Below are 26201 nucleotides of genomic sequence, written 5' to 3'. Positions count from 1 at the left end.
ACCGAAGGACCTCAGGAGGCCTTGGTGGCCGCCGCGTTCGCGAGGGTGGTGTCGATCGCCTTCCGGGTCTGCTCCAGGCGCTTCAGGTCCGCCTGGACGGCCCGGTCCTGGTAGGCGGTCTCGACGGCGAACCAGATGCCGACGACGTTGTTCCGCTGCTTGCAGCCGATGTCGGCCGTCGCGGCGGCGATCTCGGGAGGGGTCGCCGTCGGCGAGGAGAACCAGCGCTCGTCGCCCACCGCGTCCACGGGGCTCGCGTACGTCTGCCCCTTCTCCTTCATGCAGCGGGACCAGGCGGCGAAGGCCGCCTGCACCCGCGCGTCGGCCATGGAGTCGGCGAAGCTCCTGCCGTTGATCTCCAGCGCCCCGGCGTCGTCCTGGAGGATTCCGCCGCCGCGGGTCAGGGTGTCGTCCGCCTCGCCGAGGCAGCCGCCGGGCGGGATCGCGAGGCCGTTGTGGGTGCGGCCGGCGGGCGCCGCCGGATCGGCGGGGGCGCCCCGGCCCTGGCCCAGGACGGCCTGCATCTCCGGTGCGGGGGGCTGCGGGGTGGCGGACTGCTGGGCCCGGTCCGCCGGCGCGCCCCAGTGGTAGCCCTGGACGGCCGCGCTCGCGGCGTCCGTGAGGTAGTACCGGCGGACCATCAGGTCCGGCTTGGTCCCGTTCGCCTCCGGCGCGTAGTCGAATCCGAAGCGCTTCATGCACGAGCCGATGAGCGCTGTCCTGGCGGTCTCGATCCGGCGGTCCTCGTCCGGGCTGATCAGGTACTGGGCGATGGGCAGGGCCCGGCCGTCGGCGGTGTCGAGGGTCGGGATCGCGTCGACCACCGGGGTGCCGCCGCCGGAGCCGGGCCCGCCTTCGGGTCGGCGGCCGCGCAGCCCGCGGCGGCGGCGCCCAGTGCGACCAGGGCGGCGATCACCGGCGCACCGACCGGGCGTATCGACCGTAGCGGCAGCCGTGCCGACCGCCGGACCGACCGCCGTACCGGCCGCAGTATCGACGCGGGGGCTGCACTGCGCATGGTGAACTCTTCTTCCAGCCGGAACAGGGGCGGTGCCGCGCGCCGAGGGCTGCGCGGCACCGCCGCCGAGGGAATCGCGGGCCGACCCGAGGTCAGCGGCAGGCCTCGAAGTAGTCGAAGCACTGCGAGGCGTTGTTATTCCGCAGCTGCGGGATCAGGTTGGCGCCGGTGCCGCGCTTGATGTACTGGCTGACGCCGTAGCCGCCGGGGCTGTAGTAGATCGTGACGCTGTAGTTCTGGTTCTTGTTGAAGACCGACGCCGCGTTGTTGCGGACGTACTGGCCGTTGCCGGCGCCGCCGCCGCCGAAGGTGTAGGTGGAGTTGACCTGGTAGGTCTCGTAGCCGCGGCTGCTGCCGTCGCCGTCGCCGAAGTAGGCGCCCTGGAAGTTGGGGCTGTAGTACAGGCAGGCGTCGTACGAGGCACAGCCGCCGCTGGACGCCGAGGCGGGCGCGGCGGTGGCGACGGCGAAGCCGAGGGCGGCTATGGAGAGCACCCCGGCGGCGACCCTGTTGCGGATCTTCATGGACAACCCCGTTTCGGTCGAGCGGTCGGAATGCCCCGCGATCCGGTGGAGAACCCCACCCGCCGCAGGCGTTGATCGTCAAGGGCAAAGGGAGTATCCGTGCTCCGGTGACTTACCGTCAAGCCGCCGATTCCGAAACCTTTTGACCCGCAGCGGCCGGTGCTCCGCTCCGGTCACCGGGCCGTCACGGAGTGCACAGCCCCCCCTGGTAGAACCGGTAGTGGGGCATCGAAGCCCTGATGGGGTGCCATGTGGCTTGCCCATGCCGTTCCACTCCCGGTGCGATGTGCAGGAATCCGTGATTCCCGGACGCGAGGGTTCGCCAACGAATCGTGATGTCCATTCATCCCGGCTCCAGCTCCCCGGGGTTCCACGGCGACGGCATTGTCGGACCCTGCGGCTAGGCTCCAGCTCCGACATTCACCGGGTTCGCACCGGGCGGGCGAACGACGAGAGGGCCATGGACGTGACGATCACCGCGGGGCAGCTCAACCGGGCCACCCTCGAACGGCAACTGCTGGTGCGACGGGAGGAGATCGGCATCACCGAGGCGGTGCGGCGGGTGGTCGCGCTCCAGGCGCAGCAGCCGGCCTCGCCCTACCTCGCGCTGTGGAACCGGGTGGCCGGTTTCGACCCCGCCGAGCTCGACCGGGCCTTCGCCGAGCTGGGGATCGTGCGCTCCACGCTGATGCGGATCACCCTGCACGCCGTGCACGTCGACGACTTCGCGACGTTCCGGGAGGCCGTCCATCCGTCGGTGCGGGGCGCCCGGCTGGGCGACGACCGGTTCACGGCCTCCGGTCTGACCGCCGCCGACGGGGACGCGCTGGTCGCGGACGTGCTCGACTTCGGCGACCGGACGCGCGCCGCCCCGGAGTTCGAGACCTGGCTCGCCGGGCGGATCGGTGCCGAGGCGGCGCCCCCGGCCTGGTGGGGGCTGCGGCAGGTGGCGCCGCTGCTGCGCGCGCCGGGAGAGGGGCTGTGGTCCTTCGGTCACCGGCTCTCCTACGTCGCCCCGCCGGTCCGGCCGGTGCTCGGCGACCCGGAGGTGTACGCGGCCTCGCTGCGCACGCTCGTGCGGCGCTACCTGGCCGGGTTCGGACCGGCCTCGGTGGCGGACGTGGCGCAGTTCGCGCTGGTGCAGCGGGGCCGGGCCAAGGAGGCCCTGCGGGTGCTGACGGCGGAGGGCGGGGTCGAGCGGCTGGCGGGGCCGGACGGCACGGAGCTGTTCGACCTCGCGGGGGCGACGCTGCCGGACGAGGACCTGCCGGTGCCGGCCCGGCTGATGGCGATGTGGGACAGCGTCCTGCTGGCCTACGCCGACCGGAGCCGGGTCATCCCGCCGGATTACCGCGCCCTGGTGATCAAGCGCAACGGCGATGTGCTGCCGACCCTGCTCGTGGACGGCCGGGTGGCCGGGGTGTGGCGCACGGTCGAGGGCGGCGTGGAGGCGACGGCGTTCCACCCGCTGCCGGACGCGGCGTGGGAGCAGCTCGGGGCCGAGGCCCGTTCGCTGACGGCGCTGCTCGCCGACCGTGAGCCGTACGTCTACCGCCGCTACGACCACTGGTGGAGCAAGCCGGGGGCCCGGCCGGACGGAGCGGAGGCGCGTCTGCTCCCCGTGGCCTGAGAAGGGGTCGGGAGGGCGGCCGCGGGACGCACGCGGTCAAGGAGAACGAGGCCCGACGAGGGCGAACGGCAGGCTCAGGCGACCGCCGCGGCGGTGGCGACCAGGGCGATCCACGCGAGGAGGGGGACGCCCAGGGTGACGGCGAGCGGCAGCGGCATCTGCAGCAGCAGGGAGCTGCCGATGAAGGCGAGGAGGCCGATCCCGGGTCCGGAGAGCAGGCCGGCGCCACTTTCGCGCGACCGGGCCAGGCCGTTCACGGTCAGGGCCGACCCCACGGTGATCAGGGCGGCCACCTCCAGGGCGGGCAGATGGGGGTCCCGGGGGTTGTCGCCGTGGTGCCCGCGGTAGGAGATCGCGACCGCTCGCGAGTGGAAAACGGTCACCTGCACGTTCGTACCGATCTGGACGTCGTCGTAGAAGTCCTCGTCCACGTAGTACGTGTCGGCCGGTGCCGTCTCGCGCGCCACGGTCAGCCGGTACTCGCCGTCGGTCTTCCGTGCCGTCACCCTGCCGCCCTCGTAGCGGTCGCAGTCCGCTCCCGGCGCGGCGGCCGTGTCGCAGACCGGTGCGGTCCGGTAGCCGTGCATCTCGTCGTGGGCGTCGAGGAACAGCCGGAAGCCGACCACGGTGACGGCCAGCCCCGCCAGGACGAGGGCCCCCTGGAGCAGGAGGGCACCCACCAGCAGGGCGGGCCGCCGGTAGCCGCCGGACGCTCCCGGGTCCCTCATCCACGTGTCCATCGCTGCCCCCACGATCGCGTCGCGCCCCGGGCGCCGTCCCGGTGCCCAGCGGGGATGATTCCAGGGCCGCCGGTCGACGGGGAGCAACCCGGCGTCCTTGTGACGCGGTTGTGGAAATCCGGAGGGCCGGGCGACACCTGCCGGTCGGCCCCTGGCCGCCATGACGACCTCGGGCCCGGCAGTCGGGCCGGGTCTGCCGAGCCCGATGAGCCCGGTGTCCCGGCGCCGCCGGTCCATCACTCCACGAAGCCGATCAATTGCCCGATGCCCGATGATTTCCGAGCCGCCCCGCCCGCCGCGCGGAGCGGAAAGTCGGCGCGGCCGGCGGGGCGGGGTGCCGCGAAAATGACACCCAGTCACCGAAGGATCACATCATTCAGTGATTGAGGTGTACCTGCGGTTATTCGCGGACCAATTCCTACGGGCGCGGCACTGTGGCCGGTTCATCACGCTTCGCGTTCGCCCGGTACGGAATTCCGTAACGACGCCGGAACCACGCCGGAACGAGGCCCGGACCGGAGGGCGGAGCAGAAGCCGGAACGGAGCGCGGACCGGAAGCAGGATCAGACGTCGAGCGAGCTCTCGATGCGCTTGAGGCCGTGCCGGGCGAGCGCCAGGTTGGCGCGCGAGCGGTCCAGCGCCAGGTAGAGGAAGAGCGAGCCGTGGCTGCTCGCGAGCGGGCGGATCAGGTGGTACTGGCTGCCCAGGGTGATCAGGATGTCCTCGATGACGTCATCGATCGACAGCGCGGCCAGCGCCCGCACCTTGGCCCGCACGACCTCGGTGTTGACGGCCGCCGCGACCTCCAGGTCGAGCTCCTGCCCCCCGCCGAGGAAACCGAGTGACATACCGCTCTCGTAGTCGGCCACGGCGACGCCGATCGCGCCCTCGATGGCCATCGCGTCCTTGAGTGCGTTGTCAATGTTCATGCGCTGTTCGTCCTTTGCGTAACTGCGGGGCAGAACTCCCGTGTGCGGGAACAAAGTAGCAAGAAGTCCCCCGCGTCGACCCCGCCGCGGAAATGATGGAATAAAGTACGCTGCCAACAGTTCAGAACACGAAGGGGTACCGGTGCGCGCACTCGAAGCCTCCCTCTCCGATGTGCTCGGCTCCCCCGGCGTGGTCGGCGCCGTACTCGTCGACGCCGCCACCGGCCTCGCCTACGCGGCGGGCGGGGACCAGCGACTGCTCGGCCCCGGAGCCGAACTCGCCGAGCTGGCCGCCCTGATCGGCGACCGGCTGTGCGAGGCCGGGGCCGACGGGGAGCTGGAGAGCGTCGTCGTCACCAGCACCCTGCACCACGAGGTGGTCCAGGTGCTGCCCCGTCAGGGCGATCCGCTGCTGCTCGCCACGGTGCTGGACCGGTCGCGGGTCAACCTGGCCCTGGCGCTGCGCCAGACCGCCGACAGCGCTCGGGGCTTTGTGGCATGACCCCCGACACCCACCATGACGACCACGCCCGCGCCCACGCCCAGGCAGGCCCGCGTCCGGCCGCCCGCAATGTGCCCGCGCACCTGCTGGCACTGCGGGAGGAGGACTTCACCGGCTCGGTCGTCGTCTCCAGCGCGCCGGGCGGCACGATCCACCTGGAACACGGCCTGATCACGGCGATCGAGACCCCCGGCGCCCCGACCGCCGAGACCCTGCTGCTCAAGTCCGGGCGCGTCGGCCAGGAGGACTGGACGGCGGCGGAGACGGTCGCTTCCTCCGTCGGCGCCGGCGACCTGGGCGCGGCCCTGGTCGCCGGGGGCTCGATCGGCGCCGCCGAACTCGAAGCGGTCTGCGCCTCCGCCGTCTTCGACGGTGCCTTCGCCCTGGTGCTGAGCCCGCCCGGGGCCTGGGAGACCGTCGAAGGGGCCCCGCCCGCGGGGCTCGCGCTGCGGCCCGGGATCGAGCCGAAGCGGCTCTTCGAGGAGACCGCCCGCCGCACGGCCCTGCTGACCCGCGTCTGGGGCCCGCCCGGCGAACTGGCCCGCACCCGGATCCGGCCGGCCGCCGGGGTGTCCGGGGTCGGCGGCGTCGGCGGCGTCGGCGGGGGAGCGCTCCCCGGGCCCGCCGCGCCCCGGATACCGGCCCGCCACCGGGAGATCCTGGCCGCCGCGACCGGCCGCCGTACCGCGCGCGACATCGGCTTCGCGCTGGGGCGTGGTGTGTTCGCGGTGCTGCTCGACCTGGTCCGGATGGACGCCCGGCAGCTGCTCCACCGGGAACCGGCCGTTGCCGTCCCGATGGCGCCGAGCGTCGCTCCCCGGACAGCACCGGGCGAACCGCTTCCGGCCGACGGCGGGCAGCCCCTGCCGCGCCGCGTCCCCGGTGCACGGAACCCGGCGCACGGGCCCCGGACGGAGCGGGCGGGGGAGCCGTGACCAGGGGGCCGCGGCCACTCCCGGCGGTCCACCGCGCGCCGAACGTGCCGCCCGGGCCGACCGTGCCGAGCGCACCGAGCGCGCCGATCGCACCGAGCGCGCCGCAACGACAGAGCCAACCGACACGACCGTGACGACCGAGAAGAGCACACCATGAGCAGCCAGACGCCGACCGCCGTGCTGGTCGACGAGTTGAAGTCCCTCCGCGAGCGGGTCATGGGCATCTCGGAGAGCGTCGTCTCCACCGCCGACGGCCTGCTGGTGGCCGCCGACACGGCCGCCGTCCACCCCGAGTCGGCCGCCGCCCTGTCGGCCGCCATGCTCGGCCTCGGCCGCCGCACCGCCGCCGAGGTCGGCGTGGGCGGGCTGCGGGAGGTGGTCACCCGCTGCGACGGCGGCTACGTCGTGGTGCTGGCGATCGGGGACCGGGCGCTGCTGATGATCCTGGGTGACGAGGGCCTCGACCTCGCCGGACTGCACCGCGAGTCGCCCGCCACGGTCCGCCGGCTGGGCGAGCTGCTCGGGATGGTCCCGGTGGCCTGAGCCGCGGCCCTCCTTCCTCGCGCGCCACAGCTGCGGACGCGGTACGCCCGGCCGGAAGCATCCGGCCGGGCGTACCGCCGGCTGCGGCACCGGTGGGCTCGTGTCTCCAAGTGTCGTGAGTCCGGGACGGGTGAGCGGCGCGTCGGTCACTGTCCGGGCCCGGCGCAAGCTGCTCCTGGTGAGTCGTCGTCCCCGGCTCGGCGGCTACGACTCGGCGACGACGATGCAGAACGGCACCGCCGCGAGGAAGGCCCCGGTGGAGAGGTGGTCCAGCCAGCGTCCTGCCTCTTCCTCGGTGAGGTGTCCGGCGGCGACGGCACGCTGGGTGGTGCGCTCCAGCCCGAGGATCCTGTCGGCCTCCCGGGCGTCTCGGAACGCGGGGGTGATGGGGACGACCGCGGACACCGCGAATCCGGCGTCCGCTGCCAGCCGGGGGAGTTGCCTGCCGATGCGGGCGTTGCGGACGACCTTGTCCGCGACCTACCGGGTGCAGGCGCGCGAGAGGTCGCTGTCCGGGTGGTCGACGGCCAGGGTGTCCCAGTCCGGCTCGCCCATGACGAGCCGCCCGCCGGGTCGTAGCACGCGGTGGAACTCCCGGAGCGCTTGGGCCGGGTCGGCGACGTGTTGCAGTGTCCGGTCGGTGCGGGCGCGGTCGGCGGCGTGGTCCAGCAGCGGCAGGGCATGGATGTCGCCGAGCAGTACCGTGACGGTCTGCCGGTCGGCGGCGCGCTCCCTGGCAGCCTCGATCGCGGCCGGGTCGCGGTCGGCGCCGATCACCGTTCCCGTCCCGGTGCCGGCCTCGGCGAGCGAGGTGAGATCGGCGCCGGGTCCGCGCTGCGGCGCGCGCGGGCCCGGCACCGCGAACTGCTGCGCCTGAGCGATGTTCGGCGGCAGGAGACCTCGTGATCCGGCGTCAGCCCCCGTGGACCACCTCCTGCTCCCACTCCCCGCGCGGCTGGGTGTGCAGCCGCCAGTAGTGCTCCGCGATGTCGTCCGGGTCGAAGGCGGTGCCGGGGGCGACCGCACCGGCCACCGTCACGCTGGCCGCGTGCACGCCCGCCGCGCCGTAGGTCTGGTCGAGCAGGGTGACGAGCGTGCGCACGCCCGCCTTGCCGAGGGACAGGCTGACGTACTCCGGCTTCGGCTCGGGCATGCCGCCGGTCACCAGGACGGTGCCCCGGCCGCGCTCCGCCATCCCCGGCGCGACGTGCGCGGCGGCGGTCAGCGCGCCGACCACGTTGACCGCCCAGGCGTCCAGTTGGTCGCGGGCGGAGGACTGCCCGACGGCGTCCGGCCGGATCAGCGCCGCGTTGTAGATCAGCGCGTCCGGCCGGCCCAGCTCCTCCGCGAGCCCGTCGAGCGCGGCCCGCAGCGCCTGTTCGTCCGTGCTGTCGGCGGTGCGGACGGCCGCCTTGCCCCCGGCCTGCCGCACGGCTTCGGCCACCGCCTCGGCCGTCGCCCCGCTCCGCGCGACCAGGCCGACCGGCAGGCCCTCCCGCGCGAACCGCAGCGCCACCGCCTGTCCGATCCCCGGCCCCGCTCCGACGATCACTGCTCCGGCCATGCCGACCTCCCCGTCCGTACGATCCTTGACACCGCCAACACCCCGGAGTCACAGGCGCATTCCCCCGCCCCGGGAGTTCACTCGTGCGAGTGGTCGGGCCCGGACCGGGAACCTTTCGGACCGCCGACGGCGCAGACGGGGACGTCGTCACGCCTGATGTCCACCGCTGTCCGCAGGTGTTGACCGTTGTCCGCAGATGTCCGGACCTGTCTGCTCCAGGGGTGGTCGAACGGTCCGTCCACACCCCCGGAACAGGCGTGGTACGAACCATCCTTGGCACCGAAACTCCCAGGTCGTGGCGCTCGGGCTTCGGGTTATAGTGCCCACGTCAAACGCCCGGGGGAGGGCCGACCGCAGGCTGCCGTGCCCGCGGCCGACCTGACAGGACCGCCCCGGGGAAGGACCCGAGACAGGAACCGACGACGTTGCCCCGAGAGCTGGTCGCCGCCACGGCCGCGACCCGGAGCCCAGCGCTCCGGGACCGGGTCGCGCCGTGCGGAGCCGCGGGCCGTCGCCGTCCGCTCCCTCCCGCGGCCTCCGGCCGGCCCGGCCGGCGGAGATCCTCGTTCCCCCTGACGCCGGCCTGAGCGCCCCGCCGGCGGATCCCGCCGCCGGTCCCACGCTCGCCGCTTCCCCGAGCGCCGTTCAGCGTCACCCCGGCACATGTCGCCCGAGCCCATGTCACCGAGCCCACGTCACCGACGACTCCGCGTCACCGACGACTCCGCGTCCCCCGGGCACCTCGTCGTCCCCCGGACGCCCGCCCCATCCCGAGAGGTCCGCCCCGCCCATGGCCGAGTCCCGCTTCAGCATCCTGTCGGAGAAGTTCGCCGCCGCTCCCGAGCGGTACTTCGGACGGCTGCGCGAGCACGCGCCGGTGCACCACGAACCGGCCCTCGATGCCTGGTTCCTCTCCCGCCACCGCGACGTCCGCCGGGTACTGACGGACCACGAGGCGTTCAGCACCGCGACGCTCCGGGTCCGCGCCGAGCCGGTGATGGGCGGTCCGGTGCTGGCACAGATGACGGGCGCGGAGCACACCGCGAAGCGGGGGATCGTCGTGCGGGCGTTCACCGGACCGGCGCTCCGGGAGCAGGTCCGCACCCTCCGCGCCAACGCGGTCGAACTCCTCGGACCCCTGCTCGCCCGGGGCCGGATGGACCTCGTCAACGACTTCGGCAAGCCGTTCGCCGTCCGCGCCGCGCTGGACGTCCTCGGCCTGGACCGCGAGGACTGGCGGCGGGTCGCCGAACGGATAGCAGGGGTCGGCGAGTTCGTCACCGCCGTCACCCTCAGCGAGGAACGTCGCCGGGTCTGCCTGGAACTCGCCGGGGAGCTGGAGGCCCAGCTCGCCCGGATCGTCGAACAGCGCCGCCGCCACCCCGGCGCCGACCTGATATCCACGCTCTGCACAACGGAGTTCGACGGTGTGGCGATGAGCACCCGCGAGGTGGTCGCGCTGATCGTCAACGTCCTGGTGGCCGCCGTCGAGCCCGCCGACAAGACCCTCGGTCTCCTCCTCAAGCACCTGATCGACCACCCCGAGCAGCTCGCGGACGTCCGCCGGGACCCGTCGCTGCTGTCCGCCGCCCTCGCCGAGACCCTGCGGTTCACCCCGCCCGTCCAACTGGTGCCCCGGCAGGCCGAGCGCGACACCGAGTTCGCCGGCACCCTCGTCCCGGCCGGTGCCACCGTCTTCTGCCTGATCGGCGCGGCCAACCGCGACCCCGAGGCCTTCACCGACCCGGACCGCTTCGACCTCCACCGCCCCGACCTGGCCGCCGCCCGCTCGTTCACCGCCGCCGCCCAGCACCTGGCCTTCGGCACCGGCCTGCACCAGTGCGTCGGCGCGGCCTTCGCCCGCGCGGAGATCGAGACGGTGGCCGCGCTGCTGCTGCCGCTGCTGGACGAGGTCCGCTTCACCCCCGGCTCCGGCTACCAGGAGGCCGGCCTCTACACCCGGGGACCCGTCGCGCTCTCCCTGGACTTCACCCCCGTCCGCATCCCGACGGCCTCGCCGCGCGTCCCGACCCCACCGGCCCCGCTGCAGGTCCCGACCCCGACGGCCCTCGCACAGCACCACTGATCCCCCGCCAGCCCCCTCCTGGAGGAAGACCGCGATGACCACGACCGACATCACCCGGGCACTGAACGACCTGCTGTTCGCCCCGGACCCCGACCTCCCGCTCGACGAAGCGGTGGCCCGGCACTTCACCCCCGACTACCGCCAGCGCACCAACGGCGTGTGGAGCGACCGGGCGGGCTTCGTCGAGCACATCGCCAAGCTGCGCTCCCTGCTCCGCGAGGGCCGGGTCGAGGTCCACGACGAACTCCGCGACGGCACCCGCTACGCCGACCGTCACACCGTCACCGTCACCAAGCACGACGGCCACACCTCCCGCATCGAGGTGTACCTCTTCGCCGAACTCGCCGCCGACGGCCGGTTCGAGCGCGTCGAGGAGACCACGCTGCTCCTCTCCGGCGACGAGGACGACCGCGACCTGGGCTCGATCAGGTGAGCCCGCTCGGACCGCACCACGACGACAGGACGCGGGGCCCCGACGCGGCGGCCGCGCCCCGGCGCCGGCACAGCAGGAACAGAAGGAGGGGAGCCGTCATATGGCCTCCGTCAAGCAGAGACTGAGCAGCGCGCGGGTCCAGGCCTTCGTCGGCCGCGACGAGGAGTTCGACGGCTTCGTCCGGGCGCTGGCCGGCGACCCGCAGGCGCCGTTCGCGTTCTACCTGGTCGGCCCCGGCGGCATCGGCAAGTCGACCCTGCTGCGCCGCCTCGCCGACCACGCCAGGTCGACCGGCCGGCTGCTGCTGGAACTCGACGGCCGCTTCGTCGGCCGCGACCCGGCCGACTTCGAACGCTCCGCCGCACCGTTCCTCGACATCCCCGGCACGGTCCTGTTCGTCGACTCCTTCGAGCATTGCCAGTGGCTGGAGAGCTGGCTGTGGCAGCGCTTCCTGCCCCGCGCGGCCGACGACACCCTGGTGGTACTGGCCGGACGCCTCGCCCCGCAGCCCCAGTGGACCGCCGACCCCGCCTGGTCCGGGCTGCTGCGGGTGCTCGAACTGGGACCGTTCTCCGAGACGCAGGCCCGCAGCCTGCTGAGCACCGCCCAGGTGCCGCCCCAACTGCGCGAACGCGTCCTGCGGTTCGCCGGCGGCAACCCGCTGGCGCTCTCCCTCGCGGCCGCGGCCAGGGAGGACGACTGGAGCCGCGAGGGCGTCTGGGCGCCCTCCGCCGACGTCCTGCGCACCCTGCTGTCCGGCCTGGTCGGCGAGGTGCCGACCGCCGCCCACCGCCGGGCCCTGGAAGTGGCGGCGCAGGCCTGGTCGACCTCCGAGGAACTGCTCGCCGCCGTCCTGCCCGACGAGGACGCCCACCCGCTCTTCGGGTGGCTCCGCGGACTGCCGTTCATGGAGTCCACCCACCGGGGCCTGCACCCGCACGACGCCGCCCGCGAGACCCTGGCCGCCGACCTGCGCTGGCGGGCCCCCAACGCCTTCGTCGAGATGCGCCGACGGCTGGCCGAGGAGTACCTGCGGCTGCTGCGCGAGGCCCCCGAGGAACAGGTCTGGACCGTCACCGACGAGCTCTTCCACCTCTTCAAGGACGGCGAACTGGTCGCCCGGCTGCGCACCTGGTCGCGCGAGGACGAGGTGCACGACCGGCCGCTGCACCCCGAGGACCTCGACACGGTGCTGCGGATGGCCACCGAGACCGAGGGACCGGAGTCCGCCGAACTGGTCCGCTACTGGGCCCGGCGCCAGCCGCAGGCCTTCAGCGTCTACCGGCTGGTGAGCACCGGCCGGGTGGTGGCGTTCACGGCCCGGCTCGCCCTGCCCGCCCCCGCCGACCCCGAGGACCTCGCCACCGACCCGGTGGTGGCCGCCGCCTGGGCGTACACCGAGGCCACCGCACCGGTGCGGCCCGGCGAGCACATCGGCGTCAGCCGGTTCACCGTCTACCCCGAGCGCTACCAGGTGCCCTCGCGCGTGATCGACCTCAGCTCCTCCCGGGCCCAGGCCGAGTCCGCCCGTGCCCGGGCCCGCGCCTACGGCTTCGCGGTCTGGCGCGACGCCGACACCTGGGCCGCCCGGGTCAGGGGCAGCCTCACCGACACCGGCGCCCGGCCCCGGGTCGGCGCGCACACCTACGGCGTGTTCGGCGTCGACTGGCGGCAACTGCCGGTCGAGACCTGGCTGCGCCACCTGATGACCTCGACGCCCGTGCCCGCCCAGGCCGGTCCGTCCGGGGTCTCCAGGACCGCGTTCGACCAGGCGGTGCGGGAGGCGTTCACGCACTGGCGCGACCCGGGCGCGTTCGCCGCCTGTGCCCTGCTGCGCACCCGGCTCGCGGCCGACCTGGACGAGCCGGTCGAGGAGCTGCGGGCGCTGCTGCGCCAGGCCGTGGACGACCTCGCGCAGGACCCGCGCGGCGCCCGCGCCCGCGAGGCCCTGACGGCGGGCTACTTCTCCGGCGCGCCGACCCAGGAGGGCGCCGCCCGTCGGCTGGGCCTGCCGTACGGGACGTACCGGCGGCATCTGCGGCAGGGGCTCGACCTGCTGTGCGAGGCGCTGTGGGAGCAGGAGCTGCACGGCTCGCGCTGACGGACGCGAACGCGGCCGCGGCCACGGGCCCCGCACCTCCGTGTGCGGGGCCCTGCGTCGTTCCGGGGGCGGGGGCAGGGGCAGGGGCAGGGGCAGGACGCAGGGGCAGGGGCAGGACGGTGGACAGCCGCGGACAGCGGTGGACAGTCCCCGGAGCCGCCGGGCCTGGCAACTGGACAGCGCCCGGTTCGAACCTGTGGCCATGAACGCTGCACCGACACCACAGGCACCAATACCCGAAGCCCCGGCCGCCGGCCGCCCCCGCTCCCCGGGAGCGGCCCTCGCGGCCCTCGCCGCGGCCCAGTTCACCGTCATGCTCGCCACCTCGATCGTCAATGTGGCGCTCCCGCAGATCCGGGCCGGGACCGGCCTCTCCGACGGTGCCGTCACCTGGGTGGTCAACGCCTACGGACTGGCGTTCGGGGCGCTGCTCCCGGCCGGCGGACGGGCGGCCGACCTGCTCGGCCGCCGCCGGGTGCTGGCCGCCGGGCTCGCGCTGTTCGCGGCGGCCTCACTGGCGGCCGGCCTGGCCACCGCCCCGGCGCCGCTGATCGCCGCCCGGGCCGTCCAGGGGCTCGCGGCGGCGGCGATCGCCCCGGCGGCGCTGGCCCTGGCGATGAGGCAGTTCCCCGGCGGGCCCGGGCGGGGCAGGGCGCTGGGCGTGTGGGGCGCGGTCTCCGGCGCCGGCGGGGCGGGCGGCGTCCTGCTCGGCGGAGTGCTCACCCAGGCCTGGGGCTGGCCGTGGATCTTCCACTCGGTCGCACTGGGCTCGGCGCTGGTGCTCGCGGCGGTGGTGGTCCTGGTGCCGCCGGAGGCCACCGGGCCGTCGCCCCTGTCGCTCCGCAAGACCGCCCCCGGGCAGCGGGTCGCAGGGGCCGGCGGAGGGTTCGACCTTCCCGGCACCGTGACCGTCACCCTCGCCCTGACCTGCCTGGTCTGGGGCCTGACCACCGCACGCGGCGCCGGCTGGGGCGACGTCGGAGTGCTCACCGCCCTGGCCGCCGCCCTCGTCCTCCTCGCCGCCTTCGTCGCGATCGAGCGCCGCCGCCCGGACGCGCTGATCCCGCCCGGGCTGCTCGCCACCGGCCGGGTGGCCGCCGGGAACGTGCTGATGGCGCTGCTGGGATCGGTCTGGATCGCGCTGTTCTTCTTCCTCCCGCTGTACCAGCAGCAGGTCCTCGGCTCCGGGCCGCTGGCCACCGGGGCGGGGCAACTCCCGCTCGCCGCCGCCAATACGGTCGGTGCCACGCTGGCGCCGCGACTGGCCCGGCGGGTCGGTCCGACCGCGACCGCGGTCGCCGCGCTGCTGACCGAGGCGCTCGGCCTGCTGTGGCTGTCCGGGATCGACGCCGACGGCGGCTACGTCACGGACATCCTCGGCCCGAGCCTGCTGGTCGGACTGGGCCTCGGCGTCGCGTTCGTCCAGCTCACCGCGCTCGCCGTGGACGGCGTCCCGGCACAACAGGCCGGGCTGGCAGGCGGGTTGGTGAACACCACCCGGCAGGTCGGCGGCGCGATCGGGCTCGCCGTCCTGACCACCCTGGCGGGCTCCGTGACCGGCGCCGCCGCCCACGGGTCCCACCTGGAGGCGCTGACGGCCGGCTATCGCGCGGCCTTCGCGGTCTCGGCCGCCGTCCTGACGGGCACCGCGGGCCTCGCGGTCCTGCTGGCCCGGTGTACCGGCCGGCGGAAGGCCGCCGCCGCGCCGGGCGCCGTCCGCACCGGACCCGCGGCCTGACGGCGCGCCGCCTTCGACCCCACCGACCACTCCGGTGTCCCGGACGGCCGGGACGACGAGCACTCCGTCCGGACCGGTGTCGGCGACGCCGACCGCAGCCGACCGATTCCCCTTCGAACCGTCACTTCCCGAGGAGCCCACCATGTCCCGTGTCACCCGCGTCGCGGTCCCGATGATCGCTGCGGCTGCCCTTCTCGGCGCCCCCGCGGTCACCGCCACCGCCGCGACCGCGTCGCACTCCGCGTCGCACACCGCGCCGTGCCCGCCGAGGATCGTCGCCGACTGGGTTCGCGCCTGGAACGGCGCCGACCCCCGGGCGCTCGGCGCCCTGTTCACCGCCCGCGGCGTCTACATCGACCTGGGCGTGGGTCTCGCCTTCCACGGCCGGGAGGAGATCTCGGGCTGGAAGGCCCGCGCCGACCGGCTGATCGACGGCGTCCACGTCACCGTGCGCGCTACGCGCCGCGACAGCGCCCGGATCACTGTCGACGCCGTCTACGCCGGTCACCTCAAGGGCGCGCCCGAGGCCTTCGCGGTGCCGATGACGACCCTGCTCGACCTCGACGGTCACGGTCGGATCGCCTCGGACCAGGACCACTACAGCCTGGCCGAGGTGCTAGCCCAGTCCGGCCTGCCCGCCGACTGGACCCCGCCCGCCACCTGATCGCGTCGCCCCGGGCCCACCCCGTTCCGCCCGGGCCCACGCCGTTCCACCCCGTTCCACCCCGGATCCAACGGCCGGCGGCACCTCCCCTGCCGCCGGCCGTTGCCGTTCCCGCTTCCCTGCGTCTTCCGGCTTCCCCGCGTCTTCCCGCACCTTCCCGCGCCACACAGACAAGAAATCTTTCCTTGACAATTTTTCTTGTCGGTACGACCCTTGAAGCATGTTGGACGTCGCCGTGATCGAAGATCCCGCCGCGGCCGAGGTGTCGCTGGACCCGATCCGGCGGCGTATCCTCGCCGCCCTCGCCGAACCGGGCTCGGCCGCCGCACTGGCCGCCCGCCTGGGGCTGGCGCGGCAGAAGGTCAACTACCACCTGAAGGAGCTGGAGCGGCACGGCCTGGTCGAACTCGCCGAGGAACGGCGTAAGGGCAACGTCACCGAACGGGTGTACCGGGCCACCGCCGCCTCCTACGTGATCTCGCCCGCCGTCCTGGCCGGCGTGAGCCCGGACCCGGCCCGCTCGCCGGACCAGCTGTCCGCCCGCTGGCTGCTGGCCCTCGGCTCCCGGCTGGTGCAGGAGGTCGGCACGCTGCTGACCGGCGCCGCCCGGGCGCAGCGGCGGGTCGCCAGCTTCGGCATCGACGCGGAGGTGCGGTTCGCCTCGGCGGCGGACCGCACGGCCTTCGCCGACGGTCTCGCCGAGGCGGTCGCCACCCTGGTCGCCCGCTACCACGACGAGTCCGCCCCCGGCGGGCGCAGTCACCGGGTGGTGGTCGGCCTGCACCAGATCCCCGCCGCCCCCGTCACCCCGGTGACCCCTGATGCCGCGGTGGCCCCCGCTTCCGACGCCGCCCCCGACGCCGCCCCCGTTTCCGACGCCGCCCCCGACGCCGGTCCTGGACAGGAGAACGCACGATGACCCACCCGTTCGAGATCGAGCTGGAGACGGTGCTGCCGGCGAGCCCGGACGAGGTCTGGGCGGCGATCGCCACCGGGCCGGGCATCGACTCCTGGTTCATGGGCCGCAACGAGCTGGACCCGCGCGAGGGCGGCACCGCCGCGATGGAGATCGGCGGCCACCGCGAGGACGCGCTGATCACCGCCTACGAGCCCGGCAAGCGCCTGGCCACCCGGACCGCCACCGCCGAGAACGGCCGCTTCATGGCCTTCGAGTACCTCGTCGAGGGCCGGGAGGGCTCCGCCACCGTGCTGCGCGTCGTCCACAGCGGACTGCTGGGCGACGACTGGGAGGACGAGTACGACGCGCTGCGGCGCGGCTGGCCGTTCCACCTCCACACGCTCGTCGAGTACCTCACCCACTTCCGGGGCCGTACCGGAGCGCCCGTCTTCGGTGTCGCGCCGGTGCCCGGCCGCCCGGCGGCGGAGCTCCGGGGCGTGCTGGCGGCCGCGCTCGCGCTGCCCTCCCCGCCCACCACCGGCACCCGGGTGGCGGCCCGTCCGGCGGGGCTCCCGCCGCTGGACGGCGAGGTGGTGTGGGCGGACGACGAGCGCTTCGCGATCCGCACCGCCGACGGCCTGTACGGCTTCCACCACAGCACCGGCCTGGTGCTGATGTTCCACCACCTCTTCGGGCCGGACACCGACGGCGCCGAGGCCGCCTGGCAGCAGTGGCTGACCGGCCTCCTCGCCTGATCCGCCCCCGGAACACTTCCCGCACCACCTCCCGCACCACCCCCCCCGCACCACCCCCCAGACACCTGCTCGACACCCCGCACGCCCGCACAAGCACCCCGAAGGAACCATCATGCGCACGCTGATCAGCACCGCCTTCGTCTCCCTCGACGGCGTCGTCGAGGCCCCGGGCGGCGAGTCCGGCTACCGCAACGCGGGCTGGACCTTCAAGGACATCGAGTTCCTCCCCGAGGCCTTCGAGATCAAGGGCCGGGAGCAGGAGGAGGCCACGGCGATGCTGCTGGGCCGGGTCAGCTACGAGGCCTTCAGCCCCGTCTGGCCGGACATGGCGGACTTCGCCCGCTACAAGACCCTGCCGAAGTACGTGGTCTCCACCACCCTCGCCGAGGGCGACCTGGTGTCGAACTGGGGCGAGACCGCCATCCTGCGCTCGCTCGACGAGGTCGCGGCCCTGAAGGAGACCGAGGGCGGCCCGATCATCGTCCACGGCAGCGCGTCCCTCAACCGGGACCTCTCCGACGCCGGCCTGATCGACCGCTACCACCTGCTGGTCTTCCCGCTGCTGCTCGGCGCCGGCAAGCGCCTCTTCAGCGAGACCGACAAGGACGCCCAGAAGCTGAAGCTGGTCGAGTACGCCGCTTACGCCAACGGCCTCCAGAAGCAGGTCTTCGACGTCGTCCGCTGACGCCCGATCCGCCTCCGTCCCTCGCGGTCACGGTTCGCGCAGCCCCCGCGCGGCCCGGGCGCCCGCCACCAGCTTGGTGACGGCGGCCCGGGCCTCGTCCTCCCGCCGCAGCGCGAGGACCGTCGGCACGGCCTCGTCCATCCACGCGCGGTCGCCGAGCAGAGCGGCCTCCCCGGCGTCGACGGTGACGCCGAGCAGGACGCCCAGGACCACCAGTCCCCGGGGCGCGTACGACAGGCCCCGGTGGTGGCTGAACCGGCCGGTCCAGTAGGTGTACGGGTGCCGGACCGTCGCCGTCAGGTGCGGACCGGTCAGCCCGAGCGGGGCCATCTGCCCGAGCGACAGCAGGGCCGTCCTCCGGGACCCCGTCCACCGGTGGGTCGTGACGGAGAGGCCGAGGCTCATGAAGCGGGACCACGGCACGACTTCGCCCACCCGTCCGTCCGCGTGCGGGACCATGCCCTCGGGGGCGAACTCCAGGTGTGTGCGGTCCCGGTGGTCGCCCAGCAGCCACCGCCCGTCGACCCGCACCAGCGGCACCGGCGCTCCCGGCAGGTGCCCCGGCCCGGCACCGTCCGGCCCGGCGCCGTCCGGCCCGGCGCCGCCCGGCCCGTGCCCGTCCGGCCCGTGCCCGTCCGGTCCTGGCCCGTTCGGGAGAGTGCGCACGCTTCCTCCTCGGGCCCGCCCGGCCCTGCCGCGGGCGGGCCTTGGCATGATGCGGGGATGAGTGATGATCAGATCAGCATATTCAGCACGGTCGTCCCGCTGGAGGAGTACACCCACACCGAGATCCTCGGCGACGGGCCGGACCCCTTCCAGGTGGCCGAGCACGGGATGGTCTGGCGGCCCAAGGACCTCCACTTCGGCATCCGCACCGAGCCGGACGGCCGGCTCGTCGCCCACACCGGACTGGTGATCCTGCCGGTGTCGATCGACGGGAACCCGACCGAACTCGTCGGCCTCGGCGGCGTGGCCGTCGCCGCCGACCTGCGCGGGCACGGCCTCGCCCGGACCGTGGTCGACGGCGCCCTCGCCCACGCCCGCACCCTCGGGCCGCGCCTCGCCGTCCTGTTCTGCCGCCCGGACAAGGCCGAGCTCTACACCCGCCTCGGCTGGCAGCCGCTGGCGGGTCCGGTGGAGGTCGAACAGCCCACCGGCCCGGCGGTGATGCCGCTGCGCACCATGTGGTTCCCGCTGCACGACGGCGCGCGGTGGCCCGGAGGCGCCCTCCGGTTGCACTCGTTGCCGATGTGACACGTGAAAGGCTCGTCCGATGAAGTTCGAATTCCAGGCAGAGCTCTGGATCTGGGAAGCCCGCCGCTCCGACAACTGGACCTTCGTCAGGCTGCCCGTCGAGCCCTCCGAGGAGATCCACGACCTGACCGCCGCCGGGCCTCGGCGCGGGTTCGGTGCACAACGGGTGCGGGTCACGATCGGCGCCAGCACCTGGCAGACCTCGATCTTCCCGGCCTCCGACGGTGCCTACGTGCTCCCGGTCAAACGCGCCGTCCGCAAGGCCGAGGACCTCGACGCCGGTGACAGCGCCACCGTCACCGTCGAACTCCTCGACCTCTGACGGCACGACACCCCCGCCGCCCCGCCCCGCGTTCCCTCACCACCCCGACAGCAGGACCAGCCCTGACCGGGAGGACCGGGTGGGGGGTGTACCTGGATACACCCCCGCCGGGCAGTTGGACGCAATGTCCGGCCGCCCGCGCCCCGGAAGAGTCGTCGTCGACGGAAGCACGCGAACGAGCGGACCGGAGGCGGACGACATGAGGACCCGAACCCGACAGGAACAGCCCGGGCAGGACCGGAAGGTGCGGTGGAAGGCCGAGACGGGGGTGTTCCTCGCCGTCGCCCTCCTCGGGGCCGGGGCACTGGGCGCGCTGCAGCCCGCCACCGGGGTGCCGGACGAGGTGCTGCAGCTGACCCAGTTCGGTCCCGCCGCAGGGGTGTTGGTGGTGGCCCTGCTGTGGCCGGGGCGGATCCGCGCCCGGCTGGCCGGGGCACTCCGCGCGCGGCGCGACACCGCCTGGGCGGGCCCCGGCCGCAGCCGCACCGGCCTCCCGTTGCTGCTCACCGCGCCGCTGATCATCGCCCTCGCCGCCGGCGCCTACGCGCTGCTGGACGGTGACGGGGACGCGCGGCTGACCGACCCCCGGTCCCTGGCCCACCCGTTCGCGCTGGTCGTGCTCGCCCAGCTGATCGGCGCCTGCGGCGAGGAGATCGGCTGGCGGTGCTGGCTGCAGCCGCTGCTGCGGACCCGGTTCGGGCCGCTCGCCGCCCCCGTCGCGGTGGGCCTGCTCTGGGGCGGCTGGCACGTCCAGGTGTTCGCCCAGCACCCCGCGTACGCGGCCGGGTTCCTGCTGGGCACGGTCGCGATGTCGGTGCTGCTCGGACTCGCCCTGGAGGGCGTGCGGACCCACCGGCTGCTGCTCGCCGGGGGCTTCCACACCCTGGTCAACCTCGGGATGCTGCTGACGATGGACGAGGAGGACGGGACGGTGCTGCCGATGGTGCTGTTCGGCGGCGCCTGCCTGCTGGCGGCCGTGCCGTGGGTGCTGCGGGCCCGGGGGTACGGCCACCGGGAGCCGTCGGTTGCGGCGGGTAGGATCCCGGCGGCGCCGCACGGGGCGCGCTGAGGTGACGGAACGACGGGCGGGCACGGCGGTGCGGCAGGACGGGGGAGCGGGCGGCACGGTGCGCGGCGATGCCGTGGCGCTGCTCCGCTGCCAGAAGCTCTCCTTCTACGCCTTCGCCGTGACCGCGGTCGGCGCCCTCGTGGTGGGTGTGCTGCTGCTGCTCCCGGTCGGCGTCGGCCGGCCGCTGCTGCCGGGCGCGGCCGCGCGCCTGCGCCGGCTGTCCGACCGCTACCGCTCCTGGGCGACCCGCTGGACCGGCACCCGGATCAGCCCGCCCGACCCGCTGCCGGAGGGGGAGGGCCGACAGCGGGCGGGCGCGGTCCTCGCCGACGAGAGCTTCTGGCAGGACGTCCGCTGGTCCTGGGTGGAGCCGTGGGTGGGCGGGCTGCTGGTCGCCGTCCCGCCGACGCTGGCCGGCTTCGGACTGTTCGGCGCGCTGCTCCAGCCCTTCGTGTGGCGCCTGCTCGGGCCGGACAACTGGTACGCCTTCGTGCTCGTCGACTCCACCCCCTCGATGCTGGCCGCCGCGGTGCTCGGTCTGCTGTTCGTCGCGGCCGCGCTGCGGATGGCGCCCGCGGTGCTCGGGCTGCACGCCCGGTGGACCCGGAGGGTCCTCGCCGCCCCGTACACCACCGAACTGGTCCGCCGGGTCGAGCACCTCACCGACACCCGGGCCGAGGCGCTGGACGCGCAGGCGGCCGAACTGCGGCGGATCGAGCGCGATCTGCACGACGGCGCGCAGGCCCGGCTGGTCGCCCTCGGCATGACGCTGGATGCCGCGACCCGGCTGCTGGACTCCGACCCGGACGCCGCCCGCGACCTGCTGCGCGAGGTGCGGGCGAGCTCGGCGCGGGCCCTCCAGGACCTCCGGGACCTCGTGCACGGCATCCACCCGCCGATCCTCACCGACCGGGGCCTCGGTGACGCCGTCCGCTCCCTCGCGCTGGACTGCTTCCTGGACACGCACGTCACCGTCGAACTGCCGGGGCGCTTCCCGGCGCCGGTCGAGGCGGCGGCCTACTTCGCGGTCGTCGAGCTGCTCGCCAACGCCGCCAAGCACGGCGGTGGCCGGGAGGTGACGATCCGGCTGGCGCACGCGGACGGGACGCTCACCGCCACCGTCGCGGACGACGGCCGCGGCGGAGCGGACCCCGGCGGGGGCAGCGGGCTGCGCGGGGTGGCGCGCCGGCTGAGTACCGTCGACGGAACCCTCGCCCTGCACAGCCCGCCGGGCGGCCCGACCACCGTGACCCTGGAGATACCGTGCGCGTCGTCCTCGCCGAAGACCTCTTCCTGCTCCGGGACGGGCTGATCCGGACGCTGCGGGAGCACGGCTTCGAGGTGGTCGCGGCCGTCGACAACGGCCCCGACCTGCGGCGGGCGCTGCGCGAGCAGGAGCCGGACGTCGCGGTGGTGGACGTCCGGCTGCCGCCGTCCTTCACCGACGAGGGGCTGCGGGCCGCGCTGGAGGCGCGCGGCGCCCGGCCGGGCCTGCCGGTGCTGGTCCTCTCCCAGTACGTGGACCGGCTGTACGCGCGGGAGCTGCTGGCCGACGGTCGGGGGGCGATCGGCTATCTGCTCAAGGACCGGGTCACCCGCACCGAGCAGTTCGTGGACGCGGTGCGGACGGTCGCGGGCGGCGGCACGGTGATGGACCCGCAGGTGATCGCGAAGCTGCTGGCGCGCGGCGACGCCCGGGGCAGCACCGCCGAACTGACGCCGCGCGAGCACGAGGTGCTGCGGCTGATGGCGGAGGGCCGCTCCAACGCGGCCATCACGCGCGCCCTGCACATCAGCGAGAGCGCCGTGGCCAAGCACACCGCGAGCATCTTCGCCAAGCTGCGGATCGAGTCCTCGGCCGACGACAACCGCCGGGTCCTCGCCGTCCTGGCCCATCTGGAACGCTGATCCGCGTGCGAGATACCGATGCACGCGGGAAACACCGATCCGCGTGCGCCACTTGACCTTCACACCGGTGTGAAGGTCGATGATGGCACCATGACGACCTTCGATCCCCGCGCCCTGCTCGAAGCCGCCCGCCTCGGTGTGCTGGCCACCATCAAGTCCGACGGGCGGCCCCAGTTGTCGCCGGTCATGCCGTTCTACGACCGCGCCGCCGAGCGGCTGTACGTCTCGGTGACCGAGGGCCGCGCCAAGACCGCCAATCTGCGCCGCGACCCGCGCGCCGCCCTGGAGGTGACCCGGGCCGACGGCCGGGCCTGGGCCACCGCCGAGGGGACCGTCACCCTGATCGGGCCGGGGAACGACCCGAAGGGCCCCGAGGTGGAGGCCCTGGTCGACTACTACCGCCGGGCGGCCGGCGAGCACCCGGACTGGGACGAGTACCGGGCCGTGATGGTCACCGACCGGAGGGTGCTGATGGTGCTGGCCGTCGACCACGTCTACGGCGAGCAGTTGGGCTGACCGACCCGGACGGGCCCCGCCACGCGGCGGGTGGGCCCCGTCACGTAACGGGGCCCCGCCACGTAGCGGCCGGGCCCCGTCACGCGGCGGCCGGCCGGGGAACCCGCCGCTCAGGCGCGGCCGGCCGCCCGCTGGGTGCGGCGGGCGAGGGAGTCGACGACCACGGCCGCGAGCAGCACCGCACCGGTGATCATGAACTGGATGGCGTTGCTCAGCCCCTGGATGTTCATCCCGGACTGGATCGAGCCGATCACCAGCGCACCGAGCAGCGCCGACCAGGTCGAACCGCGTCCGCCGAACAGGCTGGTGCCGCCGATGACGCCGGCCGCGATGGCGTTCATCAGCAGGTTGCCGCCGCCCGAGGTCTGGCTGGCCGACTGGATCTGCGCGGCCAGGAACAGACCGCCGACGGCCGCCATGGTGGAGCAGATGGTGAACACGCTGATCCGGATCCAGGCCACGTTGATACCGGCCCGCCGGGCGCCCTCGATGTTGCCGCCGAGCGCGAACACCTGCCGGCCGTAGGTGGTGCGCCGCAGGACGAAGTCCAGCACCACGATGAAGACCAGGAAGATCAGCAGGGCCAGCGGCAGGCCCTTGTACTGGTTGAGCGTGTAGGCGGCGAGGAAGGCGACCACCGCGATCGCCGCGGTGCGCAGCGCGATGTCCAGGACCGGGCGGGACGGCACCCCGGCGGCCTGGCGCCGCCGGGCGTCCAGCACCGAGGCGCCGAGGAACAGCAGCACGCCGATCGCGGCCGCCCCGTACGCGGCGGCCTGGGAGCCGTAGATGGTGCTGTAGAGCCGGGAGACGATGTCCTTGCCGGACAGGTTGACGGTGCCGCTGGCGCCCAGCACCTGGAGCATCAGGCCGTTCCAGCCGAGGTTGCCGGCCAGGGTGACGACGAAGGCCGGCACGCCGACCTTGGCGAAGAACACGCCCTGGATCAGGCCGACCACGGCGCCCCCGACCAGGGCGGAGAGCAGGGCCACCCACTGGTTGACGCCGTGGGTGACGTTCAGCACGGCGAAGATCGCCGCGCACAGTCCGCTGACCGAGCCGACCGAGAGGTCGATCTCGCCGAGCAGCAGCACGAACACCACGCCGATGGCGATCATGCCGGTGCCGACGATCTGCTGCGACAGGTTGGAGAGGTTCTGGGCGGACAGGAAGGAGCTGTTCAGGCTGCCGAAGACGGCCCAGATCACGATCAGCGCCAGCACCACCGGCAGCGAGCCCAGTTCGCCGCTGGTGACGCGGCGGCGGAACTCGCCCAGGTAGCCCTTGACGCCCTCCTGGCGCACGATCAGCCGCGGGTCGACGGCCGGGGTGGCCTCGGCGGCGACCGGCACGGGGGCGTTGACCCCGCCCGTCGGCATGCTGTCCTCGGGGAGGGGGGTGTGGCGGTGCTTGTCGCCGCCGGGGGTCTGCTCGGTCATGGGGAGCCCTCCGTGCCGCGGGCCTCCCGGCGGGTCACCGCGTTGTCCGTGGCGCCGGTGATGGCCGAGATGATCTCTTCCTGGCTGGTCCGGCGCTTGTCGAAGACGCCGTTGTTGCGGCCGAGCCGCAGCACCGCGACGGTGTCCGCGACGGCCATCACGTCGGCCATGTTGTGGCTGATCAGGATGACGCCGAGGCCCTGGTCGCGGAGCCGCTCGACCAGGTCGAGCACCTGGGCGGTCTGCTCCACGCCGAGGGCGGCGGTCGGCTCGTCGAGCATCACGACCTTCGGCGAGCCGATCAGCGCGCGGGCGATCGCCACCACCTGGCGCTGACCGCCGGAGAGCGAGGCGACCGGGATCCGCACGCTGGGGATGCGGATGGAGAGGGTGTCCAGCAGCGAGCGGGACCGCTTCTCCATCGCGACCTCGTCGAGGACGGCGAAGCGCCGGATCTCCCGGCCGAGGAAGAGGTTGCCGACGACATCGAGGTTGTCGCAGAGCGCCAGGTCCTGGTAGACCGTGGCGATGCCCAACTGCTGGGCGTCCTGCGGCCGGTGGACGCTGACCGGGCGGCCCTGCCACTCGATGGTGCCCTCGTCCGGCTGGTGCACCCCGGCGATGGACTTGACCAGGGTGGACTTGCCGGCGCCGTTGTCGCCGACCAGGGCGAGCACTTCGCCGGCGCGGACCTCCAGCTCGATGTCGGTGAGCGCCTGGACGGCGCCGAACCGCTTGGAGACCCCGCGCAGGGCCAGGACGGTCTCACCCGTCACGGTGACCAACTCCCTCGACCTCGACCGGGTTGGCGGGCACGGCTACTGGAGGCCCGCGGCCTTGCAGGCGTCCGCGTAGTCCGGGGTGCAGATCTGGGCCACGGTGTAGAGGCCGTCGGCCACCACGGTGGTCTTGATGTTGTCCTTGGTCAGCACGACCGGGGTGATCAGGTTGGCCGGGACCTGGTTGCCGCTGCCGTTGGTGACCGTGACCGGCACCAGCGCGGGGTCCAGCGGCTTGCCCTGGGCGAAGGTCACCGCCATCTGCGCCGCGATGTCGGTCTCCGGCTTGAACGGCTTGTAGATCGACATCGTCTGGGTGCCCGCCAGGATCCGCTGCACGCCGTCCAGCTGGGCGTCCTGGCCGGTGAGCGGCACGCTGAGGCCGGCCGCCTTGAGGGCGGTGGCGATGCCGGCGGCCATGCCGTCGTTGGCCGAGTAGACGCCGACCACATTGGGCCCGCCGATCGCGGTGATCGCGGCGGAGGCCTCCTGGTTGGCGTTGTTCGGGTCCCAGTTGGGGGTGTCGTACTCCTTGCCGATCTTCAGCTTGCCGTCGATCGCGCTGTGCGCGCCGGCCTTGAAGTCGGCCGCGTTGGGGTCGGTGGGCGAGCCGTTGATCATGATGATCGACCCGGAGCCGGCCTTGTCGCCGACGGCGGCGACCAGGGCCTCGCCCTGGAGCTGGCCGACCTTCTTGTTGTCGAAGGAGACGTAGGAGTCGACCGGTCCCTGCGCCAGGCGGTCGTAGGCGATCACCTTGACGCCCGCGTCGTGCGCCTTCTGGACGGAGGACTGGATCGACTTCGCGTCCACGGCGTCCAGGATCAGCACCTTGTCGCCCTTGGTGAGCGCGGTGTCGACCTGGGTCTGCTGGGTCGTGGCGTTCTCGTTCGCGTTGTAGTAGTCGATCTGCGCCTGCGGTGCCAGCTCCTTGATCTTCTGCTCGATCAGCGGCCGGTCGAACTGCTCGTAGCGGGTGGTCTTGGTCTCGGGCAGCAGCAGCCCGATCCGGACCGCGCCGACCGTGCTGCCGCCGCCGGCGGAACCGCTCGCGGAGCCGGACGAGCCGCCTCCGGAGGACTCCTTGGCGCTGCCGCACGAGGACAGCGCGAGACCGAGGGAAACCACTGCGGCGGCCGCGAGCGTGCGGCGAAGCCCGTTGTTCATGA

29 protein-coding genes are annotated in these 26201 nt (G+C 73.9%); 18 read left to right on the top strand and 11 right to left on the bottom strand.

Annotated features, from left to right (window positions below):
- Positions 1–11: 11 nt before the first annotated feature.
- Both ACW14Y_RS08980 and ACW14Y_RS08975 read right to left on the bottom strand, forming a co-directional pair.
- Positions 12–824: a hypothetical protein gene (locus ACW14Y_RS08980; RefSeq protein WP_456986451.1), complete on the bottom strand. Its 813-nt coding sequence runs from the start codon at positions 822–824 to the stop codon at positions 12–14.
- 286 nt (positions 825–1110) lie between these two features.
- A complete protein-coding gene (locus ACW14Y_RS08975; protein ID WP_380306505.1) occupies positions 1111–1542 on the bottom strand; it encodes a hypothetical protein in 432 nt (143 codons plus the stop codon).
- Positions 1543–2002: 460 nt separating this feature from the next.
- On the opposite strand from ACW14Y_RS08975, the gene ACW14Y_RS08970 reads away from it, so the two are divergent.
- Complete coding sequence (locus ACW14Y_RS08970) at positions 2003–3172, top strand: winged helix DNA-binding domain-containing protein (protein ID WP_456986450.1); 1170 nt, start codon at positions 2003–2005, stop codon at positions 3170–3172.
- A 74-nt stretch (positions 3173–3246) separates the two neighbouring features.
- On the opposite strand, the gene ACW14Y_RS08965 is transcribed toward ACW14Y_RS08970, so the two are convergent.
- Both ACW14Y_RS08965 and ACW14Y_RS08960 read right to left on the bottom strand, forming a co-directional pair.
- The gene (locus tag ACW14Y_RS08965; RefSeq protein ID WP_456986449.1) at positions 3247–3900 is read right to left on the bottom strand and encodes a hypothetical protein; all 654 of its coding nucleotides are present in this window, start codon (positions 3898–3900) and stop codon (positions 3247–3249) included.
- A 575-nt stretch (positions 3901–4475) separates the two neighbouring features.
- Entirely contained in the window at positions 4476–4841 is a 366-nt protein-coding gene (locus tag ACW14Y_RS08960; RefSeq protein ID WP_402722256.1) for a hypothetical protein, read from the bottom strand.
- A 142-nt stretch (positions 4842–4983) separates the two neighbouring features.
- On the opposite strand from ACW14Y_RS08960, the gene ACW14Y_RS08955 reads away from it, so the two are divergent.
- The 3 genes from ACW14Y_RS08955 to ACW14Y_RS08945 all read left to right on the top strand — a co-directional run bounded on the left by ACW14Y_RS08955 (position 4984) and on the right by ACW14Y_RS08945 (position 6821).
- Entirely contained in the window at positions 4984–5343 is a 360-nt protein-coding gene (locus ACW14Y_RS08955) for a hypothetical protein (RefSeq protein WP_380306511.1), read from the top strand.
- Positions 5340–6278, top strand: coding sequence for a hypothetical protein (locus ACW14Y_RS08950; RefSeq protein ID WP_456986448.1), 939 nt, complete (start codon positions 5340–5342; stop codon positions 6276–6278). Before ACW14Y_RS08955 ends, ACW14Y_RS08950 begins: the two co-directional genes overlap by 4 nt.
- Positions 6279–6431: 153 nt before the next feature.
- Entirely contained in the window at positions 6432–6821 is a 390-nt protein-coding gene (locus ACW14Y_RS08945; RefSeq protein ID WP_380306515.1) for a roadblock/LC7 domain-containing protein, read from the top strand.
- A gap of 204 nt (positions 6822–7025) precedes the next feature.
- Here the strand turns inward: ACW14Y_RS08945 and ACW14Y_RS08940 are convergent, their stop codons facing one another.
- The 3 genes from ACW14Y_RS08940 to ACW14Y_RS08930 form a co-directional block, all read right to left on the bottom strand.
- Positions 7026–7226 (bottom strand): hypothetical protein, encoded by a 201-nt coding sequence (locus tag ACW14Y_RS08940; protein WP_402722254.1) that lies wholly within the window; start codon positions 7224–7226, stop codon positions 7026–7028.
- A gap of 75 nt (positions 7227–7301) precedes the next feature.
- Positions 7302–7679 (bottom strand): methyltransferase domain-containing protein, encoded by a 378-nt coding sequence (locus ACW14Y_RS08935; RefSeq protein WP_456986447.1) that lies wholly within the window; start codon positions 7677–7679, stop codon positions 7302–7304.
- A gap of 55 nt (positions 7680–7734) precedes the next feature.
- Positions 7735–8385 (bottom strand): SDR family NAD(P)-dependent oxidoreductase, encoded by a 651-nt coding sequence (locus ACW14Y_RS08930; protein ID WP_456986446.1) that lies wholly within the window; start codon positions 8383–8385, stop codon positions 7735–7737.
- 790 nt (positions 8386–9175) lie between these two features.
- Here ACW14Y_RS08930 and ACW14Y_RS08925 point away from each other — a divergent pair.
- The 8 genes from ACW14Y_RS08925 to ACW14Y_RS08890 all read left to right on the top strand — a co-directional run bounded on the left by ACW14Y_RS08925 (position 9176) and on the right by ACW14Y_RS08890 (position 17745).
- Positions 9176–10471, top strand: coding sequence for a cytochrome P450 (locus ACW14Y_RS08925; RefSeq protein WP_456986445.1), 1296 nt, complete (start codon positions 9176–9178; stop codon positions 10469–10471).
- Between the two features lie 34 nt (positions 10472–10505).
- Positions 10506–10904: a nuclear transport factor 2 family protein gene (locus ACW14Y_RS08920; protein ID WP_380437420.1), complete on the top strand. Its 399-nt coding sequence runs from the start codon at positions 10506–10508 to the stop codon at positions 10902–10904.
- A gap of 100 nt (positions 10905–11004) precedes the next feature.
- Complete coding sequence (locus tag ACW14Y_RS08915; RefSeq protein WP_456986444.1) at positions 11005–13005, top strand: ATP-binding protein; 2001 nt, start codon at positions 11005–11007, stop codon at positions 13003–13005.
- Positions 13006–13207: 202 nt separating this feature from the next.
- Entirely contained in the window at positions 13208–14743 is a 1536-nt protein-coding gene (locus ACW14Y_RS08910; RefSeq protein ID WP_402722250.1) for an MFS transporter, read from the top strand.
- A gap of 142 nt (positions 14744–14885) precedes the next feature.
- On the top strand, positions 14886–15407 hold the full coding sequence (locus tag ACW14Y_RS08905) for a nuclear transport factor 2 family protein (RefSeq protein ID WP_456986443.1): 522 nt from the start codon (positions 14886–14888) through the stop codon (positions 15405–15407).
- Between the two features lie 220 nt (positions 15408–15627).
- Positions 15628–16326 carry an ArsR/SmtB family transcription factor gene (locus ACW14Y_RS08900; RefSeq protein WP_456986442.1) on the top strand — a complete coding sequence of 233 codons (699 nt, stop codon included), beginning with the start codon at positions 15628–15630 and terminating at the stop codon, positions 16324–16326.
- Entirely contained in the window at positions 16323–17060 is a 738-nt protein-coding gene (locus ACW14Y_RS08895; protein ID WP_456986441.1) for an SRPBCC family protein, read from the top strand. The genes ACW14Y_RS08900 and ACW14Y_RS08895 overlap by 4 nt, the downstream gene beginning before the upstream one ends.
- Before the next feature lie 112 nt (positions 17061–17172).
- Positions 17173–17745, top strand: a complete 573-nt coding sequence (locus ACW14Y_RS08890; RefSeq protein WP_456986440.1) for a dihydrofolate reductase family protein — start codon at positions 17173–17175, stop codon at positions 17743–17745.
- A 27-nt stretch (positions 17746–17772) separates the two neighbouring features.
- On the opposite strand, the gene ACW14Y_RS08885 is transcribed toward ACW14Y_RS08890, so the two are convergent.
- On the bottom strand, positions 17773–18411 hold the full coding sequence (locus ACW14Y_RS08885) for a hypothetical protein (RefSeq protein ID WP_456986439.1): 639 nt from the start codon (positions 18409–18411) through the stop codon (positions 17773–17775).
- Positions 18412–18468: 57 nt separating this feature from the next.
- Between ACW14Y_RS08885 and ACW14Y_RS08880 the strand changes: the two genes are divergently transcribed.
- The 6 genes from ACW14Y_RS08880 to ACW14Y_RS08855 all read left to right on the top strand — a co-directional run bounded on the left by ACW14Y_RS08880 (position 18469) and on the right by ACW14Y_RS08855 (position 22814).
- The gene (locus ACW14Y_RS08880) at positions 18469–18999 is read left to right on the top strand and encodes a GNAT family N-acetyltransferase (RefSeq protein ID WP_456986438.1); all 531 of its coding nucleotides are present in this window, start codon (positions 18469–18471) and stop codon (positions 18997–18999) included.
- A 19-nt stretch (positions 19000–19018) separates the two neighbouring features.
- Positions 19019–19321, top strand: coding sequence for a DUF1905 domain-containing protein (locus tag ACW14Y_RS08875; protein WP_380306543.1), 303 nt, complete (start codon positions 19019–19021; stop codon positions 19319–19321).
- 199 nt (positions 19322–19520) lie between these two features.
- Complete coding sequence (locus tag ACW14Y_RS08870) at positions 19521–20390, top strand: CPBP family intramembrane glutamic endopeptidase (RefSeq protein ID WP_456986437.1); 870 nt, start codon at positions 19521–19523, stop codon at positions 20388–20390.
- Position 20391: 1 nt separating this feature from the next.
- The gene (locus tag ACW14Y_RS08865) at positions 20392–21702 is read left to right on the top strand and encodes a sensor histidine kinase (protein ID WP_456986436.1); all 1311 of its coding nucleotides are present in this window, start codon (positions 20392–20394) and stop codon (positions 21700–21702) included.
- Positions 21654–22298, top strand: coding sequence for a LuxR C-terminal-related transcriptional regulator (locus ACW14Y_RS08860; RefSeq protein ID WP_380306549.1), 645 nt, complete (start codon positions 21654–21656; stop codon positions 22296–22298). Before ACW14Y_RS08865 ends, ACW14Y_RS08860 begins: the two co-directional genes overlap by 49 nt.
- Positions 22299–22388: 90 nt before the next feature.
- The gene (locus ACW14Y_RS08855; RefSeq protein WP_456986435.1) at positions 22389–22814 is read left to right on the top strand and encodes a PPOX class F420-dependent oxidoreductase; all 426 of its coding nucleotides are present in this window, start codon (positions 22389–22391) and stop codon (positions 22812–22814) included.
- Between the two features lie 110 nt (positions 22815–22924).
- On the opposite strand, the gene ACW14Y_RS08850 is transcribed toward ACW14Y_RS08855, so the two are convergent.
- From ACW14Y_RS08850 to ACW14Y_RS08840, 3 genes are read right to left on the bottom strand one after another with little or no spacing between them, the layout of a single operon-like run.
- Positions 22925–24193 (bottom strand): sugar ABC transporter permease, encoded by a 1269-nt coding sequence (locus ACW14Y_RS08850; RefSeq protein ID WP_380306563.1) that lies wholly within the window; start codon positions 24191–24193, stop codon positions 22925–22927.
- A gap of 56 nt (positions 24194–24249) precedes the next feature.
- On the bottom strand, positions 24250–25029 hold the full coding sequence (locus tag ACW14Y_RS08845) for an ATP-binding cassette domain-containing protein (protein ID WP_380306553.1): 780 nt from the start codon (positions 25027–25029) through the stop codon (positions 24250–24252).
- Positions 25030–25071: 42 nt separating this feature from the next.
- The gene (locus ACW14Y_RS08840; protein WP_380306554.1) at positions 25072–26199 is read right to left on the bottom strand and encodes a sugar ABC transporter substrate-binding protein; all 1128 of its coding nucleotides are present in this window, start codon (positions 26197–26199) and stop codon (positions 25072–25074) included.
- Between the last annotated feature and the right edge of the window lie 2 nt (positions 26200–26201).

This window comes from Kitasatospora sp. cg17-2 (assembly GCF_054031055.1).
Note: the sequence above shows the minus strand (reverse complement) of the source record. Positions and strands in the feature narration are given on the sequence as shown.

Bases quoted from the DNA above. Each gene is read 5' to 3' on its own strand.
- ACW14Y_RS08915 (WP_456986444.1), top strand. From the start codon at position 11,005: ATGGCCTCCGTCAAGCAGAGACTGAGCAGCGCGCGGGTCCAGGCCTTC.
- ACW14Y_RS08870 (WP_456986437.1), top strand. From the start codon at position 19,521: ATGAGGACCCGAACCCGACAGGAACAGCCCGGGCAGGACCGGAAGGTG.
- ACW14Y_RS08930 (WP_456986446.1), bottom strand. From the start codon at position 8,385: ATGGCCGGAGCAGTGATCGTCGGAGCGGGGCCGGGGATCGGACAGGCG.
- ACW14Y_RS08855 (WP_456986435.1), top strand. From the start codon at position 22,389: ATGACGACCTTCGATCCCCGCGCCCTGCTCGAAGCCGCCCGCCTCGGT.
- ACW14Y_RS08875 (WP_380306543.1), top strand. From the start codon at position 19,019: ATGAAGTTCGAATTCCAGGCAGAGCTCTGGATCTGGGAAGCCCGCCGC.
- ACW14Y_RS08890 (WP_456986440.1), top strand. From the start codon at position 17,173: ATGCGCACGCTGATCAGCACCGCCTTCGTCTCCCTCGACGGCGTCGTC.
- ACW14Y_RS08850 (WP_380306563.1), bottom strand. From the start codon at position 24,193: ATGCCGACGGGCGGGGTCAACGCCCCCGTGCCGGTCGCCGCCGAGGCC.
- ACW14Y_RS08920 (WP_380437420.1), top strand. From the start codon at position 10,506: ATGACCACGACCGACATCACCCGGGCACTGAACGACCTGCTGTTCGCC.
- ACW14Y_RS08975 (WP_380306505.1), bottom strand. From the start codon at position 1,542: ATGAAGATCCGCAACAGGGTCGCCGCCGGGGTGCTCTCCATAGCCGCC.
- ACW14Y_RS08925 (WP_456986445.1), top strand. From the start codon at position 9,176: ATGGCCGAGTCCCGCTTCAGCATCCTGTCGGAGAAGTTCGCCGCCGCT.
- ACW14Y_RS08840 (WP_380306554.1), bottom strand. From the start codon at position 26,199: ATGAACAACGGGCTTCGCCGCACGCTCGCGGCCGCCGCAGTGGTTTCC.
- ACW14Y_RS08945 (WP_380306515.1), top strand. From the start codon at position 6,432: ATGAGCAGCCAGACGCCGACCGCCGTGCTGGTCGACGAGTTGAAGTCC.
- ACW14Y_RS08895 (WP_456986441.1), top strand. From the start codon at position 16,323: ATGACCCACCCGTTCGAGATCGAGCTGGAGACGGTGCTGCCGGCGAGC.
- ACW14Y_RS08970 (WP_456986450.1), top strand. From the start codon at position 2,003: ATGGACGTGACGATCACCGCGGGGCAGCTCAACCGGGCCACCCTCGAA.
- ACW14Y_RS08960 (WP_402722256.1), bottom strand. From the start codon at position 4,841: ATGAACATTGACAACGCACTCAAGGACGCGATGGCCATCGAGGGCGCG.
- ACW14Y_RS08905 (WP_456986443.1), top strand. From the start codon at position 14,886: ATGTCCCGTGTCACCCGCGTCGCGGTCCCGATGATCGCTGCGGCTGCC.
- ACW14Y_RS08880 (WP_456986438.1), top strand. From the start codon at position 18,469: ATGAGTGATGATCAGATCAGCATATTCAGCACGGTCGTCCCGCTGGAG.
- ACW14Y_RS08910 (WP_402722250.1), top strand. From the start codon at position 13,208: ATGAACGCTGCACCGACACCACAGGCACCAATACCCGAAGCCCCGGCC.
- ACW14Y_RS08950 (WP_456986448.1), top strand. From the start codon at position 5,340: ATGACCCCCGACACCCACCATGACGACCACGCCCGCGCCCACGCCCAG.
- ACW14Y_RS08900 (WP_456986442.1), top strand. From the start codon at position 15,628: ATGTTGGACGTCGCCGTGATCGAAGATCCCGCCGCGGCCGAGGTGTCG.
- ACW14Y_RS08965 (WP_456986449.1), bottom strand. From the start codon at position 3,900: ATGAGGGACCCGGGAGCGTCCGGCGGCTACCGGCGGCCCGCCCTGCTG.